This window comes from Qipengyuania zhejiangensis (genome assembly GCF_035607565.1).
GTDB lineage: Bacteria > Pseudomonadota > Alphaproteobacteria > Sphingomonadales > Sphingomonadaceae > Qipengyuania > Qipengyuania zhejiangensis.
On record NZ_JAYKGO010000003.1, the window covers coordinates 1,435,712 to 1,449,953 of the forward strand.

Below are 14,242 nucleotides of genomic sequence, written 5' to 3' on the forward strand. Positions count from 1 at the left end.
CTTGTCATGTTTGGGCCGCATGGGGCATGATTGTGCAAGCATGATTCCGGAGACGCCCGAATGACCATCGACCGCCGCAACCTTCTCAAGTCCGGTAGCGCCGCGTTTGTCGCATTTTCGGCCTTGTCGGCTGGCAGTCTGGTGCGTGCCTACAGCGCGAACAGCGGCAAGACGCTGGTCCCCGACCCGTCCGGCCTGCTCGATCTTCCCGAAGGTTTCACCTACCGGATGCTGACGAAGACCGGCCAGCCGATGAGCGACGGATTCACGACACCGGGACGGCCCGACGGCATGGCCTGCTTTACCCATCCGACCCAGCCCGGCCATTGGGTGCTGGTGCGCAACCACGAGAATTTTTCGAACGTCACCACCGGTTTGCCGTTCGGGGATGGCAACGCCCTTCTTGGCCGCCTCGACAAGGCCCTGATCTATGACGAGCGGGGCGGCGACCTGCCGTTTTTCGGCGGCACAACCAACGTCGTCATCGATGCGGGCAGCGGACAGGTCGTTCGCGATAACCTTTCGCTGATCGGCACGGTGGGCAATTGCGCGGGTGGTGCAACGCCGTGGGGCAGCTGGCTGACGTGTGAGGAACAGCCGCTCAAAACGGGCGAAGAAGGCGCGCAGAAGGCCCATGGCTTCGTGTATGAAGTTCCGGCTACCGCGACCGGGCCGGTCACCCCCGTGGCGCTGACGGCGATGGGGCGTTTCGCGCACGAAGCCTGCTCTGTCGATCCCGACAGCGGCGTGGTGTACATGACCGAAGACAGCCGTTCCGGCCTGTTTTATCGCTACATTCCCGATGTTCCGGGCAAGCTGGCGCGCGGCGGCCGCTTGCAGGCCCTGGCCATCGAAGGCTGGGACAGCGCCGATACGCGCAACTATGCCGCCGACTGGAGTCTGCCGGGCGCCCGCAAGATCGCCGTTGGCGAACGCCTTGCCATCCGCTGGATCGACATGGACGATGTCGAAGCGCCCAACGCCGATCTGGCCCAGCGCGGATTGAAGGCAGGGGCAGCGATGTTCACCCGCGGGGAAGGGCTGGCCTACGGCAGCCGCGGCGACGGTGAGCGCGCGCATTATTTCACCTGCACCGAAGGTGGGCGGGCCGGCACCGGCCAGGTCTGGAAACTGGAACCGGGCAAGAACGGGGCGGCCGATGTCCTTTCCCTCATCTATGAAAGCCCGAGTGCCGACACGCTCGACCTGTGCGACAATCTGGCGGTTTCCCCATGGGGTGACCTGATCATCTGCGAAGACGGGCGGGGGGATAATTTCCTGCGCGCGCTCACCCCCGATGGGGCGATCTACGATCTGGCGCGCAACGCCCACGAATTGCACGCCGAGTTTACCGGGGCCTGTTTCTCGCCCGACGGCAGCACCTTGTTCGTCAACGTGCAGGTGCCCGGTTACACCTATGCCATCACGGGCCCGTGGGAGACCCTGCGAGCCGCTTGATCAGCGCGCCCCAGGGCTCTGACGCCGGATCGCCGGGCAGCAGCGGGTTCCATTGCTCCTGCATCAAGGCGAGCGCGTCTTCATGGCTGACACCGCGTTCGCGGTGGAGAAGATAGAAGAACGCCGAAACACGAAAATTCATGATGCAGTGGACGTGGACAGGCCCCTCCACGCTATCGAGCGCGGTCCTGACGGCCGCGTAATGGACCTGGGTGGGCCGATCGAACGGTACCGGTATGTGCGTGTAGGCTATGCCCAGTTCGGCCAGCCGGTCACCTTCATCCGCCAAGGCTTCGGGATGACTGTCGAGCGCCAGGTTGATGACGTGACGCGTACCGATCGCGGCAAGCCGCGCGGGATCGTGCGGCTCGAGCCTTCCCGATGTGGTGATACCGGAGGACAGCCGCTGCCAGCCGCGGATGTCCTCCGGGTCGTCCACTCCTAGCGTTTCTTGGCGAGCGCCGCGTCTTCGTTGGCGCGATTGATGATGTATTGGCGGATGGCTTCGGCGTCATCGGGTTTGATCGCGCTGGCGAAGCTGACCATGCCCTGGTGCTTGAGCGCACCATCGACGACGATCGACTTGATCGCCTCCTGACTTGCCAGCGCTCCCGACCGGCGAAGGTCTGGGACCATCGCGCCGCCGACCGCGGCATCGCCATGGCAAACGCTGCAATAGCGATGGTAGAGAGACCCGCCCTTGGCCACCTGGTCCGCCGTGCCGCGGAAGGGCGGGGGATCGAGAACGGTCTCGTTGAGCGCGGGGACTTCAGGCAGTTTGGCGGTTCCGCCGATCTTGAAAACGAGCAAGCGGCTGACGTTGCGAACGGGGCCCGACTTGTCGGCAAGAACGCCGGCCACCAGATCCCAGACGCCGCCCCAGCCTGCCAGCACCGCGACATATTGTTCGCCGCCGATCGAAAAGCTCATCGGGGCGGCAATCACGCCGGTCTGCGCGCCAAACGACCAGACCTTCTGACCGGTGTCGGCGGAATAGGCGTTGAACATGCCCGCTGCATCTCCCTGGAAAACCAGATTGCCTGCGGTTGCCAGCGTGCCGCCGTTCCACGGACCCTTCTGGGGGACACGCCAGGCTTCCTTCTGCGCCACCGGGTCCCACGCGACCAGCGCGCCTGTCGTCTGACCGGCGAACTGTTTGCGGATCGCTTCGTCGGCCGGCATCGCCACGCTTGCTGCGTCGAGGCCGATCTGGAACCCGATATCGGTTTCTTCCCAGTTCTTCTGCGCCAGATAACCCTGCACCGTGAAGTTGGTCGGGATGTAGACCAGGCCGGTCATCGGCGAGAAGCTCATCGGTTGCCAGCTGTGCGCGCCGATCGCGCCGGGGGTTCCCATGAAGGCTTCGCCCGTCTGTTCGTATCGCGCCGCCTGCAGGATATTGGGACGCCCCTTGGCATCCAGCCCATCGGTCCATGTCTGCGGCGCGAACGCCTTGCCCGACAGGAATTCACCGGTCTTGGCGTCGAGGACGTAGAAGAACCCGTTTTTCGGCGCGTGCATCACCACGCGGCGCTGCTTGCCGTCCAGCGTCAGGTCGGCGACCGTGATCTGGGCGTTGCTGTCGTAATCCCAGCGGTCTTCGGGGGTTTCCTGGAAATGCCAGCGATACTCGCCCGTGGCCGCATCAACCGCGACGATGCTGCCGGTGTACAGGCTGTCCCCTTCGCCGCGGTTGTTGGCCGCCGGATTCCAGGGTTCGGCGTTGCCGGTGCCAAAGTACACGAGACCGGTGGTCGGATCGTAGGTGATCGAATCCCACACGGTTCCGCCGCCGCCCAGCTTCCACCATTCACCGCCCCATGTCTCGGCGGCTTTTTCCATCGCCTCGTTCTCGAATCCCTTGGAAGGATCGCCGGGAACCGTGTGGAAGATCCAGCGGCGCTTGCCGGTGTCGGCATCGTATGCCGCCAGATACCCGCGCGCCTTGTATTCGCTGCCGCCGCTACCGATCAGGACCATGCCCTTGGCGATGCGCGGGGCGCCGGTGATGGTGTAACTTTCCTGGTCGGGGACCACCATGTGTTCCCACGCAACGGCACCGGTGTCCTGATCGAGCGCGACGAGCCGTCCGTCGAGAGTGGCGACGAACACCTTGTCCCCATACAGCGCAACGCCGCGGTTCACCGCATCGCAGCAGGCGCGCACCAGCGTTTCGCGGGGCACCTGAGGATCGTATTCCCATTTCACCTTGCCGGTGGCGGCGTCGTATGCCTTCACCATGGACCAGGCCGTGGTGATATAGAGCGTGCCGTCGTGCATCAGCGGCGTGGCTTCCTGCCCGCGCGCGGTGTCGAGGTCGGCGTACCATGCCAGTTGCAGTTCGCCGATATTTCCGGCGTTGATCTGGTCGAGGGGGGAGAAGCGCTGTTCGCCGTAATCGCGACCGTAGCTGAGCCATTCGCCGCCTTCGGCGGCTGCGATCATGGCGTCGGTCACGCCTTCGGTAGCAAGTTTTGGCCCGTCGTCCGTCTTGCTGCAACCCGCCAAAGCCAGCACGGCCAAGGCCGCGAATCCGATTCCCCGCATGTTTCCTCTCCCCGGCGACACTATTGAGTCGCTCTTGTGAAACCTATCCTGCCCAGCATGCGTGGACTTGTCCATGCACCTTGCTAACCTGCCGGTACGAAAGGGAGTCGTGACTATGTGCGATCAAGAACAATTGGCCCGTTGGGCGAGGTCCGGCCTGACGCGGCGCGGTTTTGGTGCCGGCGTCCTTGCCGGCGCAGCGGCGGCCTGCGCCCCTGTGGATGGCAGCGGCGGTGACGCAGCATCGGCAGCATCGGATGGTGGTCCCGTGCAGGAAAGCACCGTCACATTCGCCACGTCGGCAGGAACGATGGATGGCGAATTCTTCCACCCCGCTTCGGGGCGCTATCCCGGTGTTATCCTGTGGCCTGACATCGCCGGCATACGTCCGGCGAAACGCCAGATGGCACGGCGTCTGGCCGAAGCAGGCTACGCGGTTCTTCTCGCCAATCCGTATTACCGCGATGTCGCGGGACAGCAGTTCACCGACTTTGCGGATTTCGCGGGCAATGGCGGCTGGGACAAGGTTACGCCGTGGCGTTCCAAATTCACCGCGGAGACGATCCAGGTCGATGCGCGCGCCTGCGCGCAATGGCTGTTCGGGCAGGCAGCGGTCGATACCGACCGCGGGATCGGCACGCAGGGCTATTGCATGACCGGAAGTTTCGCGGTGATCGCCCCGTCGGCTGACGGGCACATCCATGCAGGGGCCAGCTTCCATGGCGGCGGCCTGGTTCGCGGCGAGGGGCCGAGCCCGCACCGCATGCTGCGCGAAGACGCGCACTATCTCATCGCCATCGCGCAAAACGACGATGCCAAGGCCCCGGCCGACAAGACCGCGCTTCGCGAAGCGGCCGACGCGGCGCGAACCACGGCGGAAATCGAGGTGTACGCCGCGGACCATGGCTGGTGCGTGCCCGACAGTCCGAGCTACGACGAACTGGAAGCGGAACGGGCCTGGTCGCGCCTGCTTTCGCTCTATCGCGAGGCGCTCTGACGAAGATCGAGGAGGCGTGGAACCTGGAATGAGGAGCAAGGCATGAGCAAGGCGATCACCCCGTTCGATGTCAGCGCGGCCGCGCTTTATGTGGAGGATCGCTGGCAAGAACCCTTCGCCCGGCTGCGGCGGGAAATGCCGATCAGCTTCATACCCGACAGCCCCTACGGCCCGTACTGGTCCGTCGTGACCCACGATCTGATCCAGCAGATCGAACTGCAGCCGCAGAAATTCTCGTCCTCGTCCGATCTCGGCGGGATCACCATCCTCGATCCTCCCGAAGAAGCGCGGCTGCCCAATTTCATCGCTGTCGACCCGCCGGTCCACACGGCCCAGCGCCGCGTTGTGCAACCCGCCTTCAACCCCAGCGAAATGGCCCGCCGGGAAACCGAAATCCGTGACCGGACACGCCGCCTCTTCGACAGCCTGCCGGTGGGCGAAACGTTCGACTGGGTGGATGAAGTGTCGATCGAACTTACCATCGGGATGCTGTGCATCCTGTTCGATTTCCCGTGGGAGGAACGGCGCGACATGAAGCGGTGGTCGGATTGGGCGAGCGAGGTGTCGCCCGATCATGACGAAGCGTGGACTGCCCTGTTTCTTGAGCAAATGGGCCAGATGCTCGCCAAGTTCGACGAATTGTTCGAAGCGCGCCGCGCGGAACCGCCCGCCGACGATTTGTTCTCGCGGATCGTCCATAGCGAGGCGATGGGCCACATGCCGCCGATGGAACGGATCGCCAATATCGCCCTGCTCATCGTGGGCGGAAACGACACCACCCGCAATTCGATGAGCGGTTTCGTCCATGCCTGTTCGCTGTTTCCGGACCAGTTCGAAAAATTGCGGGAAGACCCGTCCCTGGTTCCCAATGCGGTTCAGGAAACCATCCGCTGGCAGTCACCCGTCACGCACATGCGCCGCACCTGCCTGGAAGACACGCAGATCGGCGGCCAGCTGATCGAGAAGGGCGACAAGGTTATCCTGTGGTACATTTCCGCCAACCGCGACGAAGCGGTTTTCAAGGATGCCGATAAATTCGATGTGACGCGCGAAAACGCACGCCGCCACCTGGCCTTCGGCCACGGCATTCACCGCTGCGTCGGCGCACGTCTGGCCGAAATCCAGCTTGCCGCGCTGTTCGAGGAAATCCTCGCCCGTAATGTGCGTATCGAACAGGTCGCGCAGCCATCGCGGCTGGCCAGCCCGTTCCTGCACGGGTTCACCGCCATGCCCGTCCGGATGGTGCCCATCGGCTGACCTTTCCCCAGCGCAGGTGCGGGTGCCCGATGCGTTCGATCAAGGGCTTGCTCCGGTTTCCCTTGCGGCGCGGTGCCCTGCCGTTACCATGCTCCTTACCTGAAGGAGGGTTCTGATCATGGGCGGTACGCTCGCACTCGCATTCCTGGTCCTGCTGGTCGTCGTTTTCCTGCTGATGGCGGTTCGCGTCGTCAAACAGGGGTACGTCTACACCATCGAAAGGTTCGGCAAATATACGATTGCCGCCGATCCCGGCCTGCACCTCATCATCCCGTTCATCGACCGTGTCGGGCAGAAGGTGAACATGATGGAGCAGGTGCTGGATATTCCCGGACAGGAAATCATCACCGCCGACAACGCCATGGTGGGCGTCGATGCGGTCGTGTTCTTCCAGGTGCTGGATGCAGGCAAGGCCGCCTACGAGGTGTCGAATCTCTATCAGGCGATCATGGCGCTCACCACGACCAATCTGCGCACGGTCATGGGCTCCATGGATCTCGACGAAACACTGTCGAAACGTGACGAGATCAACGCCCGCCTGCTCAGCGTGGTCGATCACGCGACATCGCCGTGGGGCGTGAAAATCACCCGCGTGGAGATCAAGGACATCCGCCCCCCGCTCGACATTTCGGAAGCCATGGCCCGCCAGATGAAGGCCGAGCGCCTCAAACGCGCCGAAATCCTCGAGGCGGAAGGCGACCGGGCGTCCAACATCCTTCGCGCCGAAGGGGACAAGCAATCGGCTATCCTCAAGGCCGAAGGCAAACGGGAAGCCGCTTTCCGCGATGCTGAAGCTCGCGAACGCGCCGCCGAAGCGGAAGCCAAGGCAACCGAACTGGTGTCCAACGCCATTGCCCAGAGCGGCAACCAGGCGATCAATTACTTCGTGGCACAGGAATACACCAAGGCGGTGGGCAAGTTCGCCGACAGCCCGAATGCAAAGACCATCCTTTTCCCGGTCGAGGCGACACAGCTTATCGGCTCGCTCGGGGGGATCGGGGAGCTGATCAAAGGCACCTTTGCGGACACGCCCACCACGCCCGACACCGGCACGGCCTTGCCGCAGGGGGGCGGGCGTGAACGCACCCCTGTGCGCCGAACAAGCGTTCCGCGCACTGGTGACGGGGGTTAGCGCGGTCGATGGAAGGGTTCGAATCCTACTGGATCTGGTTGATCCTCGGCCTTGCTCTGGCGGCGCTGGAGATGGTGGTGCCGGGGGTTTATCTCATTTGGCTGGCGCTGGCGGCAATCGTCATCGCCTTGCTCGCTTTCGTGTCGGGCCCACCGGTGGCTTTGCAGGTCATCGCCTTCGTTTCGCTGGCCCTGATTTTCGCGTTCTCAGCCAGGCGGGTTCTGCGCGATCGCCCGATTGTCTCGTCGGACCCCCTGCTCAACAATCGCGTGGGCCGGCTGGTCGGGGAAACCGCCATCGTGACGCAGGCGCTCGAAGGCTCCTCGGGCAGGGTCAAGGTGGGTGACAGCGAATGGATTGCCCGCGGTCCCGACATCCCGGTCGGCCAACGGGTCAGGATTACCGGCAGCGACGGCGCGCAGCTGCATGTCGAACCTGTCGTCCTCGTCGACGACAAACGCGATCAACCCCGTGATGCCGAGTAAGACGCTGGCGCAGAACTAGCCTACCCCCGGCGCATCTGCCTTGACGGCGGCCAACACTATCGAAAGTTGGCTCGTACGGCGCGCAAGGTCAGGCTGTGAGCCGATCCGTAAACCGCCCGTGCTTGCGAAACCGCACCATCCACTTGTCGAGGAACAGGTCGAGCGGCTTTGGCTCGATCCCCAGTTTGGCAAAACCGGGCAGGTCGCCGGACGCGACATTGCCCAGTTTGAGCATTTTCCACTGGTCCGATGACATCGGCGTGCCCGGCAGCGAGGCGAACACCGACGATATCGCATCGGGCACCGGCAGGAACGTACGAGCGCGCTGCTGGGCCGCCGCGATTGCTTCGTTGATGTCCATCATCGTCATGACATCGGGTCCAGCCAGTTCGAATGTCTTCCCGCCGAAGGCGCCCGGATTTTCGAGCGTGCGCGCGACCGCTTCGGCTACGTCATCCACATAGACGGGCTGGATCGGCGCATCGGGGCCGAACACCGGCAACACGGGCAGGGTGGAAATCAGCCCCGCGAACATGTTGATGAAATTGTCGTCCTTGCCGAACAGGATCGACGGACGAAGGATCGTCGCTTTGGGAAATGCCGCGAGGACGCGTTCCTCACCCAGTGTCTTCGCCTGGGCATACCGGGTCTGCGTGTCTTCATCGGCATCGCCGACAATCGCGCTGACATGGACGAACGCCTGGGCACCCTGGTTACGGGCAGCTTCGGCCATCCAGCCGGGAGATTCGCCCATCAAGCGCGCCAGATCCCCGTCGAAACTGCCGACAAGGTTCACGACGGCATCGGCGCCGGCGATACAGCGTTCCACACTCTGCCTGTCAGCCGCGTTGCAGCGGGCAAATTGCAGTTGGCCCAAATTGGCGAGGGGCTTGAGCGTGTAGGCACGTTCGGGATTGCGGCTGGCAATCCGAAGCCGGGCACCGCGTTCGAGAAGCGCTTGCGCCACGTAATTCCCGATGAAACCGCTACCGCCCATCAGAACCACGAGTTTTCCGTTCAGTGCGCTGCTTTGTGCCATCGGAATTGCCTGCTTTCGTGCCAATCAAGTGTGGTGTCGGCCCCTTGCCTCAACCGCCGCGCACCCGCAAGCGTTCCGCGCGTGTCGATTGACGTTGACAAGACTCGCCCCCCTTCGCTAGTGGCCCGCCCCTACCCGCAGCCCGGACAAAGACGACCGCGCTGCTCCGGTGCCCAGATGGCGGAATTGGTAGACGCACCAGCTTCAGGTGCTGGCGCTCGCAAGGGCGTGGAGGTTCGAGTCCTCTTCTGGGCACCATTTGTTCTTCTCTTGTTCTCCCAGATAATCTATAAAACCCGCAGAAACCCTAGGGATTCCGCCCTTCGGTAGTTCCGGATCGTCCCGTTTGTTCTCGGGGGTTCCAGACATTTTTGCGGGCCTTTTGCGGGCCTTTGCGAAAACCACATTGGGAAAAGGCCCGCAAATGCCTCTGACCGAAACACGGCTCCGCGCCCTCAAGACGAAAGACAAGCCTTACAAGGTCGCTGACCAGCGAGGCCTTTACATCGAAGTAACGCCGGCAGGCAGTAAGCTGTGGCGTTTCCGATACCGGCTCGGCAAGCTTGAGAAGAAGCTCGCGATCGGCAGCTATCCCGAAGTCAGCCTGAAGGAGGCGCGAGACGTGACCTTCGAGGCGCGCCAGGCTGTCGCCTCAGGGGGCGACCCGGCTTTCGAGAAACGCAAGCGGAAGATCCGCGAGGAGTTTCTCTCCGCCCAGACATTCGAGGCAGTTGCTCGCGAATATATCGAACAGATGATGGTGAAGAATGGCCGTGCCGAAGGCACGATCATCAAAGCCAACTATTTTCTCGATCAGCTCGCACCGGCCATCGGAAACCGGCCCATACATGAGATAGAGCCGTTTGAAGTGTTGGCTCCTCTCAAGCGGCTAGAAGCTACTGGCAAGCACGAGACTGCCAAGAAGTGCCGGTCGTTCGCGGGCCGGGTGTTTCGATATGGTGTCGCAACAACTCGCTGCAAATCCGATCCGACCAGTATGTTGAAGGGCGCACTCATAACGCCGAAAGCCACTCATTATGCGGCCATTCTGGAGCCCAAGGAGCTGGGAGGCCTGCTGCGGGCAATCGACGACTACACCGGCTACATGGTGACCAAGTTCGCATTGCAGATCGCACCACATGTATTTGTGCGACCTGGCGAGCTCAGGCATGCCGAGTGGCGCGAGATCGACCTCGTCGATGGCGTCTGGAAGATCCCTGCTGGAAAAATGAAGGCACGCCGTGCGCATGCGGTGCCACTCTCAAAGCAGGTGGTTGGCTACCTCACTGACCTTGCCGAATTGCTCGGCTATGAAGGATACGTGTTCCCTTCGGCTCGCAGCTCAAAGCGTCCCATGAGCGAGAACACACTCAATGCCGCTTTTCGTCGCATGGGGTATTCCAAGGATGAAGTCACCGCTCACGGTTTGCGGGCGACGGCCTCGACGTTCCTGAACGAGTCAGGATTGTGGAACCCGGATGCCATCGAGCGCGCATTGGCCCACGGCGACAGCAATGCGGTGCGCGGCATCTATCACCGCGGTAAGCACTGGGATGAGCGGGTGCGCATGGCTCAATGGTGGAGCGAATACCTTGATGAACTCCGCTCAGGAGGAAAGATCATAAAGGCAAAGTTTGCCCGGGGTTAAATCGTGGCCGTGCCCTATTTGGAGATGGATCAGAGCAGTGGGGCTAGCGGTCCGGCCTCGCGGCTTGGAAATGACCTTGGCGAGTTCCAAGGGATCTCGGTGATGACCGAGATCGGCCGCAATCGCCGGGGCTTTTTTATCCCGCAAAAATCGATTTTTGAAAAATGCGGGATAAATCGGGTGTTAGCTCTCTGCGTTCTACCTATGTTCGAACATTCTTGTTTTGCTAACGCATGAAGCGTATATCCCCACTCTGAGATTGATTCCGTAGGTTTAAGATGAGCAACCTAACTGCACAGGTTCTGGCAACGGTGAACGCTCCCTATGGGGCGAACCATTCCGCTCATCAACTCGCTGCGCTTATCGCTGACCCATCGAGTGTGGCAACGTGCGACGCCAGCGTCTTCGCTTTCTTCTCGGAGGTGACGCCAGCGGCCCAGAAAGCCTTCATGACTGAAATGAAGGTCAATGAGGATATGGCCAAAGCTATCGCTAGCCAGTTTTCCAAGATGGCTGGGTACTCGCTGCCTCTTGCAGCCTAAGAAAGTGATCTCGCCTCGACAGCAGCCGAGCCAATGGCCGCTTTTATTCGATTTGGCATCCGACATCATCGCGCGAACCACCGAAGCCGTTGGCCGCGAGCCAGATTGGTCGTTCGGAGGTGGGACGGCACTGATGCTCCAGATCGATCATCGCGAAAGCTATGACATCGACCTCTTCCTTTCCGATCCCCAATTCCTCCCCTACCTCAATCCCGAAACACAGGGGTTTGAGCTCGAACGAATGCCGGACACCTATGAGACAGACGGCGCAGGTTCCCTCAAACTGATCTTCGAGGACATTGGAGAAATCGACTTCATTTGCTGTGCCGACATTACGCCAGAGCCATCACAGATCAGTGAGCTACGGGGGCGAACAATCCGGCAAGAAACTCCGGCAGAGATAGTCGCCAAGAAGGTCTACTATCGCGGTGCATCGATGCAGCCACGCGACATGTTCGATATCGCGGCCACGAGCGAAAAGCTGGGCCAGGACTATGTGATCAATGCTTTCCGCGAATGTGGAGTTGATCGATGTGCGAATGCCCTTCGAGCTGCGGAAAATATGAAGCCTGAGTTCGCTAGCTCGATCATCAAACAACTCATGTACCGCGACAGTAACGGTCACCTGGTTGCGCAAGCGCAGGGGATTACAGTGCAGTTGTTGCGTGCAACGCTAGGCGCCTAGGGCTCCCCTCACTCGGACCCAATATCAGCCCATTCCAGAACCAGCTTGTCACCCTTCACACGGGGCAAGGCCTTGCGTGGAATGAGCTTCCCGCGCACCTCGAAGTCGGACGTGATCTTGACCAGAAAGACCATACTGAAGTTCCGTTTGAGGTTCAGCGTGACCTGGTCATTGCTCTTGAATGGCGTGATTGTTTTGACCTCGACCAAGTCATTGCCGAGCCGCCCATCCGATCCTTGAGCGTAGTTGCGGTGCAGCTTTATGCCATGCGTGATCGCCCCGTAGAGTTCTCCGATATCGCCATACACCTGAAGGTGCTTGCCTGTGTGAAGGTGATAATCTTCAGCCGTGGCTATAAGGCTCTCAAAGATCGAGACCAGCGACAGATCGGCATTGGGATATTTTGCCCGCCACTCCTTGTACTGGATTTGCTCGTTGATCTCATCCCAGCTGATCCATTCGCCATCATCCCAGATGGCATTGTCCGGCCCAAGCTGCGATTCGCGTTAAAGCCGGTCTCCCGTCGATAGGGCTGTTACTACTCAGCCAAAGCAAGATCGAAGGCTCAATAGCAGCCCCAGCAACGACACTGATGCGAGAACGGCGAATTCAATCCGGATCCCTAGATTTCGAAGCCATTGCCGCACCGCTTCGAGGCCTCAGTTCGCGGTGCTTTTGCGTGCAAGCTGATCGAAACGGTCGGCGATCGCTTTCCAGGTTTCTACGCCCGCTTCGTCGCCCTCTAAGGCCAACCGTTCCACTTGCTTTGCTATGTCGGCTGGTCCGGCATCACCATGGTTCTTCTCTACCCATAGCGCGGCAGCCCACCGCTCCTGATCACGGTTCAACACCATGGTTCACGCCTTCCGGTCCAGGTTCGGGCCAGCCCTTCGCTAACCAGCTGATCGCCAAGTGACCGACCGTTGCGGGTCACGACACGCAATTTGCGACCGTATTGGTCCTCATCCCGATTTCCGATGGTGTGAAGCTCAAACGGCCCGGCATTAAGCAAATCGACCAATCGGCGTGTCGCCCGCATTCCAAGCTCGTACTCGTAGTCGCACCGAGGCTGGCCAATTTCTGGAGTGTCGATATCAGCGATACGGATCTTGGTTCCATCGAGCCAGAAAGTATCCCCATCGACGACACATGTCCTTCTGACTCTGCTACAGATAGCGAACTGCGGAGAGCTCGCTTGTTGGAACAGACCTTGGGGCTGCTGTCCAACATTTGCGGGTCTCGCGTCTCCTGCCGACCAGTTGAGCGCCAGCATCCCTGCCGCGACGACTATCGAGAATGCCCCTAAGCCCAACATGATCTCCTTACCCAGCTTCCGGCGCTTCTTTGCCTTCAACGCTTTTTGAAAGTCGAGCGGGTCCCTCGCTTCATCACGCACTGGCGTAGTCCGATTTCATTACGGTATGCACCAGCAGATAATAGTCAGAAATCATACGATTTCGTCAATGGTATGCCCCGATTGCAGACCATCTGGATAACACCGTCCGGACGTATTGCGGTGTCTCACCATTTCTTGGGATGCCGCGGGCGCGGGAAACCGCACCAGGACCAGCATTATAGGCAGCTAATGCGAGATGGACCGCTTCGAAGCGTTTCAACATATCGCGCAGGTAGCGCGCGCCGCCGTCGATCGAGGCGATAGGGTCATGCCGGTTTCGAACGCCCAGTTCGCGCGCGGTGGCTGGCATCAGTTGGGCAAGACCGGCGGCACCGGCCGGACTAACCGCCATTGGATTGAAGCGGGACTCGGCCCAGATCAGGGCGCGAAGCAAGTTTGGTGGAAGGCCATACCGGCGCTCAGCCTCGGCGATCGCCCCCATATACAGTCCTTCCTTGTAGGAAATACTCGTCTTCCCGCGCGCATGGACCGCCGGAAGGTACTGCCTGACAGGCTCAGTTTTGCTCTCGACTTCCGGTTGGTGGACCGCGTGTTCGAAGAGGGCGAACTCCTGGGCGCTGACAGGGTGAAACGAAGCCACGATCAAGCCCGCAAAGGCGATCGTTGTTGTCACAAAACGATTGGGGGCGGTCATCTCATTCTTTGCTCCATTGCTTCGAATCGATAAAGAACATACATAGAACACACACCTGTAGGAAAGCGACATATGCTAGCCTTCGAGAGAGGAGAGGAAGCTTATCGAGGGGGCCACTTCGCAAGCTGAGGAGCTCGCATGTCCCTGTCTGCCCGCACTCTTCCCAACCCGTCCCTTGCCGAAACTGCTCGCCGCATTTGCGAATCGCGGGGCGGCAAATGGTCAGGCACAAAGGGGATGGCCTGCTGCCCCGCACACGAAGACCGCACACCTTCGCTCGGCGTGACACTCGGCCGAAAGGCTATTCTCTTCCATTGTTTTGCTGGCTGCGATCAGCAGAGCGTGCTTTCCGCTCTGGCCCGCGAAGGTTTCGAGGTGGCCAGGTTTTTCTCGGGTTCTTC

16 protein-coding genes and 1 tRNA gene are annotated in these 14,242 nt (G+C 61.1%); 10 read left to right on the plus strand and 7 right to left on the minus strand.

Features of this window, described 5'->3' with window-relative positions:
- The first annotated feature begins 60 nt into the window (after positions 1-60).
- Positions 61-1,458 (plus strand): alkaline phosphatase PhoX, encoded by a 1,398-nt coding sequence (locus tag VR863_RS14740; RefSeq protein ID WP_324829222.1) that lies wholly within the window; start codon positions 61-63, stop codon positions 1,456-1,458.
- On the opposite strand, the gene VR863_RS14745 is transcribed toward VR863_RS14740, so the two are convergent.
- Positions 1,424-1,897, minus strand: a complete 474-nt coding sequence (locus VR863_RS14745; protein ID WP_324829223.1) for a protein tyrosine phosphatase family protein — start codon at positions 1,895-1,897, stop codon at positions 1,424-1,426. The two genes, VR863_RS14740 and VR863_RS14745, sit on opposite strands and share 35 nt — an antisense overlap.
- Before the next feature lie 2 nt (positions 1,898-1,899).
- Complete coding sequence (locus tag VR863_RS14750; protein ID WP_324829224.1) at positions 1,900-4,005, minus strand: PQQ-dependent dehydrogenase, methanol/ethanol family; 2,106 nt, start codon at positions 4,003-4,005, stop codon at positions 1,900-1,902.
- A 115-nt stretch (positions 4,006-4,120) separates the two neighbouring features.
- Here VR863_RS14750 and VR863_RS14755 point away from each other — a divergent pair, with 115 nt between their 5' ends.
- From VR863_RS14755 to VR863_RS14770, 4 genes are all read left to right on the plus strand, one after another.
- Positions 4,121-5,002, plus strand: coding sequence for a dienelactone hydrolase family protein (locus tag VR863_RS14755; protein ID WP_324829225.1), 882 nt, complete (start codon positions 4,121-4,123; stop codon positions 5,000-5,002).
- 42 nt (positions 5,003-5,044) lie between these two features.
- Positions 5,045-6,259 (plus strand): cytochrome P450, encoded by a 1,215-nt coding sequence (locus VR863_RS14760; protein ID WP_324829226.1) that lies wholly within the window; start codon positions 5,045-5,047, stop codon positions 6,257-6,259.
- A gap of 118 nt (positions 6,260-6,377) precedes the next feature.
- Entirely contained in the window at positions 6,378-7,391 is a 1,014-nt protein-coding gene (locus tag VR863_RS14765) for an SPFH domain-containing protein (protein ID WP_324829227.1), read from the plus strand.
- 8 nt (positions 7,392-7,399) lie between these two features.
- Entirely contained in the window at positions 7,400-7,876 is a 477-nt protein-coding gene (locus tag VR863_RS14770; protein WP_324829228.1) for an NfeD family protein, read from the plus strand.
- 88 nt (positions 7,877-7,964) lie between these two features.
- On the opposite strand, the gene VR863_RS14775 is transcribed toward VR863_RS14770, so the two are convergent.
- The gene (locus tag VR863_RS14775; RefSeq protein WP_324829229.1) at positions 7,965-8,915 is read right to left on the minus strand and encodes a complex I NDUFA9 subunit family protein; all 951 of its coding nucleotides are present in this window, start codon (positions 8,913-8,915) and stop codon (positions 7,965-7,967) included.
- 171 nt (positions 8,916-9,086) lie between these two features.
- Between VR863_RS14775 and VR863_RS14780 the strand changes: the two genes are divergently transcribed.
- The 4 genes from VR863_RS14780 to VR863_RS14795 all read left to right on the plus strand — a co-directional run bounded on the left by VR863_RS14780 (position 9,087) and on the right by VR863_RS14795 (position 11,790).
- Positions 9,087-9,173, plus strand: a tRNA-Leu gene (locus VR863_RS14780).
- A gap of 166 nt (positions 9,174-9,339) precedes the next feature.
- Positions 9,340-10,563 carry a tyrosine-type recombinase/integrase gene (locus VR863_RS14785; RefSeq protein WP_324829230.1) on the plus strand — a complete coding sequence of 408 codons (1,224 nt, stop codon included), beginning with the start codon at positions 9,340-9,342 and terminating at the stop codon, positions 10,561-10,563.
- A 278-nt stretch (positions 10,564-10,841) separates the two neighbouring features.
- The gene (locus VR863_RS14790; protein WP_324829231.1) at positions 10,842-11,105 is read left to right on the plus strand and encodes a hypothetical protein; all 264 of its coding nucleotides are present in this window, start codon (positions 10,842-10,844) and stop codon (positions 11,103-11,105) included.
- Positions 11,095-11,790: a nucleotidyl transferase AbiEii/AbiGii toxin family protein gene (locus tag VR863_RS14795; protein WP_324829232.1), complete on the plus strand. Its 696-nt coding sequence runs from the start codon at positions 11,095-11,097 to the stop codon at positions 11,788-11,790. The genes VR863_RS14790 and VR863_RS14795 overlap by 11 nt, the downstream gene beginning before the upstream one ends.
- A gap of 8 nt (positions 11,791-11,798) precedes the next feature.
- Here VR863_RS14795 and VR863_RS14800 read toward each other — a convergent pair whose 3' ends face one another.
- The 4 genes from VR863_RS14800 to VR863_RS14815 all read right to left on the minus strand — a co-directional run bounded on the left by VR863_RS14800 (position 11,799) and on the right by VR863_RS14815 (position 13,841).
- Positions 11,799-12,098 (minus strand): hypothetical protein, encoded by a 300-nt coding sequence (locus VR863_RS14800; RefSeq protein ID WP_324829233.1) that lies wholly within the window; start codon positions 12,096-12,098, stop codon positions 11,799-11,801.
- Between the two features lie 351 nt (positions 12,099-12,449).
- Positions 12,450-12,644 carry a DUF6961 family protein gene (locus VR863_RS14805; protein WP_324829234.1) on the minus strand — a complete coding sequence of 65 codons (195 nt, stop codon included), beginning with the start codon at positions 12,642-12,644 and terminating at the stop codon, positions 12,450-12,452.
- Positions 12,635-13,186 (minus strand): thermonuclease family protein, encoded by a 552-nt coding sequence (locus VR863_RS14810; RefSeq protein WP_324829235.1) that lies wholly within the window; start codon positions 13,184-13,186, stop codon positions 12,635-12,637. The genes VR863_RS14805 and VR863_RS14810 overlap by 10 nt, the downstream gene beginning before the upstream one ends.
- A gap of 64 nt (positions 13,187-13,250) precedes the next feature.
- Complete coding sequence (locus tag VR863_RS14815) at positions 13,251-13,841, minus strand: lytic transglycosylase domain-containing protein (RefSeq protein ID WP_324829236.1); 591 nt, start codon at positions 13,839-13,841, stop codon at positions 13,251-13,253.
- A 138-nt stretch (positions 13,842-13,979) separates the two neighbouring features.
- Between VR863_RS14815 and VR863_RS14820 the strand changes: the two genes are divergently transcribed.
- Positions 13,980-14,242, plus strand: a 263-nt coding sequence (locus tag VR863_RS14820; RefSeq protein WP_324829237.1) for a CHC2 zinc finger domain-containing protein, incomplete at its 3' end; no start/stop codon positions are given.

What these genes read in the sequence shown, in the direction of transcription:
- VR863_RS14740 (WP_324829222.1), top strand. Translation starts at nt 61, where the DNA reads ATGACCATCGACCGCCGCAACCTTCTCAAGTCCGGTAGCGCCGCGTTT.
- VR863_RS14750 (WP_324829224.1), bottom strand. Translation starts at nt 4,005, where the DNA reads ATGCGGGGAATCGGATTCGCGGCCTTGGCCGTGCTGGCTTTGGCGGGT.
- VR863_RS14755 (WP_324829225.1), top strand. Translation starts at nt 4,121, where the DNA reads ATGTGCGATCAAGAACAATTGGCCCGTTGGGCGAGGTCCGGCCTGACG.
- VR863_RS14760 (WP_324829226.1), top strand. Translation starts at nt 5,045, where the DNA reads ATGAGCAAGGCGATCACCCCGTTCGATGTCAGCGCGGCCGCGCTTTAT.
- VR863_RS14765 (WP_324829227.1), top strand. Translation starts at nt 6,378, where the DNA reads ATGGGCGGTACGCTCGCACTCGCATTCCTGGTCCTGCTGGTCGTCGTT.
- VR863_RS14770 (WP_324829228.1), top strand. Translation starts at nt 7,400, where the DNA reads ATGGAAGGGTTCGAATCCTACTGGATCTGGTTGATCCTCGGCCTTGCT.
- VR863_RS14775 (WP_324829229.1), bottom strand. Translation starts at nt 8,915, where the DNA reads ATGGCACAAAGCAGCGCACTGAACGGAAAACTCGTGGTTCTGATGGGC.
- VR863_RS14785 (WP_324829230.1), top strand. Translation starts at nt 9,340, where the DNA reads ATGCCTCTGACCGAAACACGGCTCCGCGCCCTCAAGACGAAAGACAAG.
- VR863_RS14790 (WP_324829231.1), top strand. Translation starts at nt 10,842, where the DNA reads ATGAGCAACCTAACTGCACAGGTTCTGGCAACGGTGAACGCTCCCTAT.
- VR863_RS14805 (WP_324829234.1), bottom strand. Translation starts at nt 12,644, where the DNA reads ATGGTGTTGAACCGTGATCAGGAGCGGTGGGCTGCCGCGCTATGGGTA.
- VR863_RS14815 (WP_324829236.1), bottom strand. Translation starts at nt 13,841, where the DNA reads ATGACCGCCCCCAATCGTTTTGTGACAACAACGATCGCCTTTGCGGGC.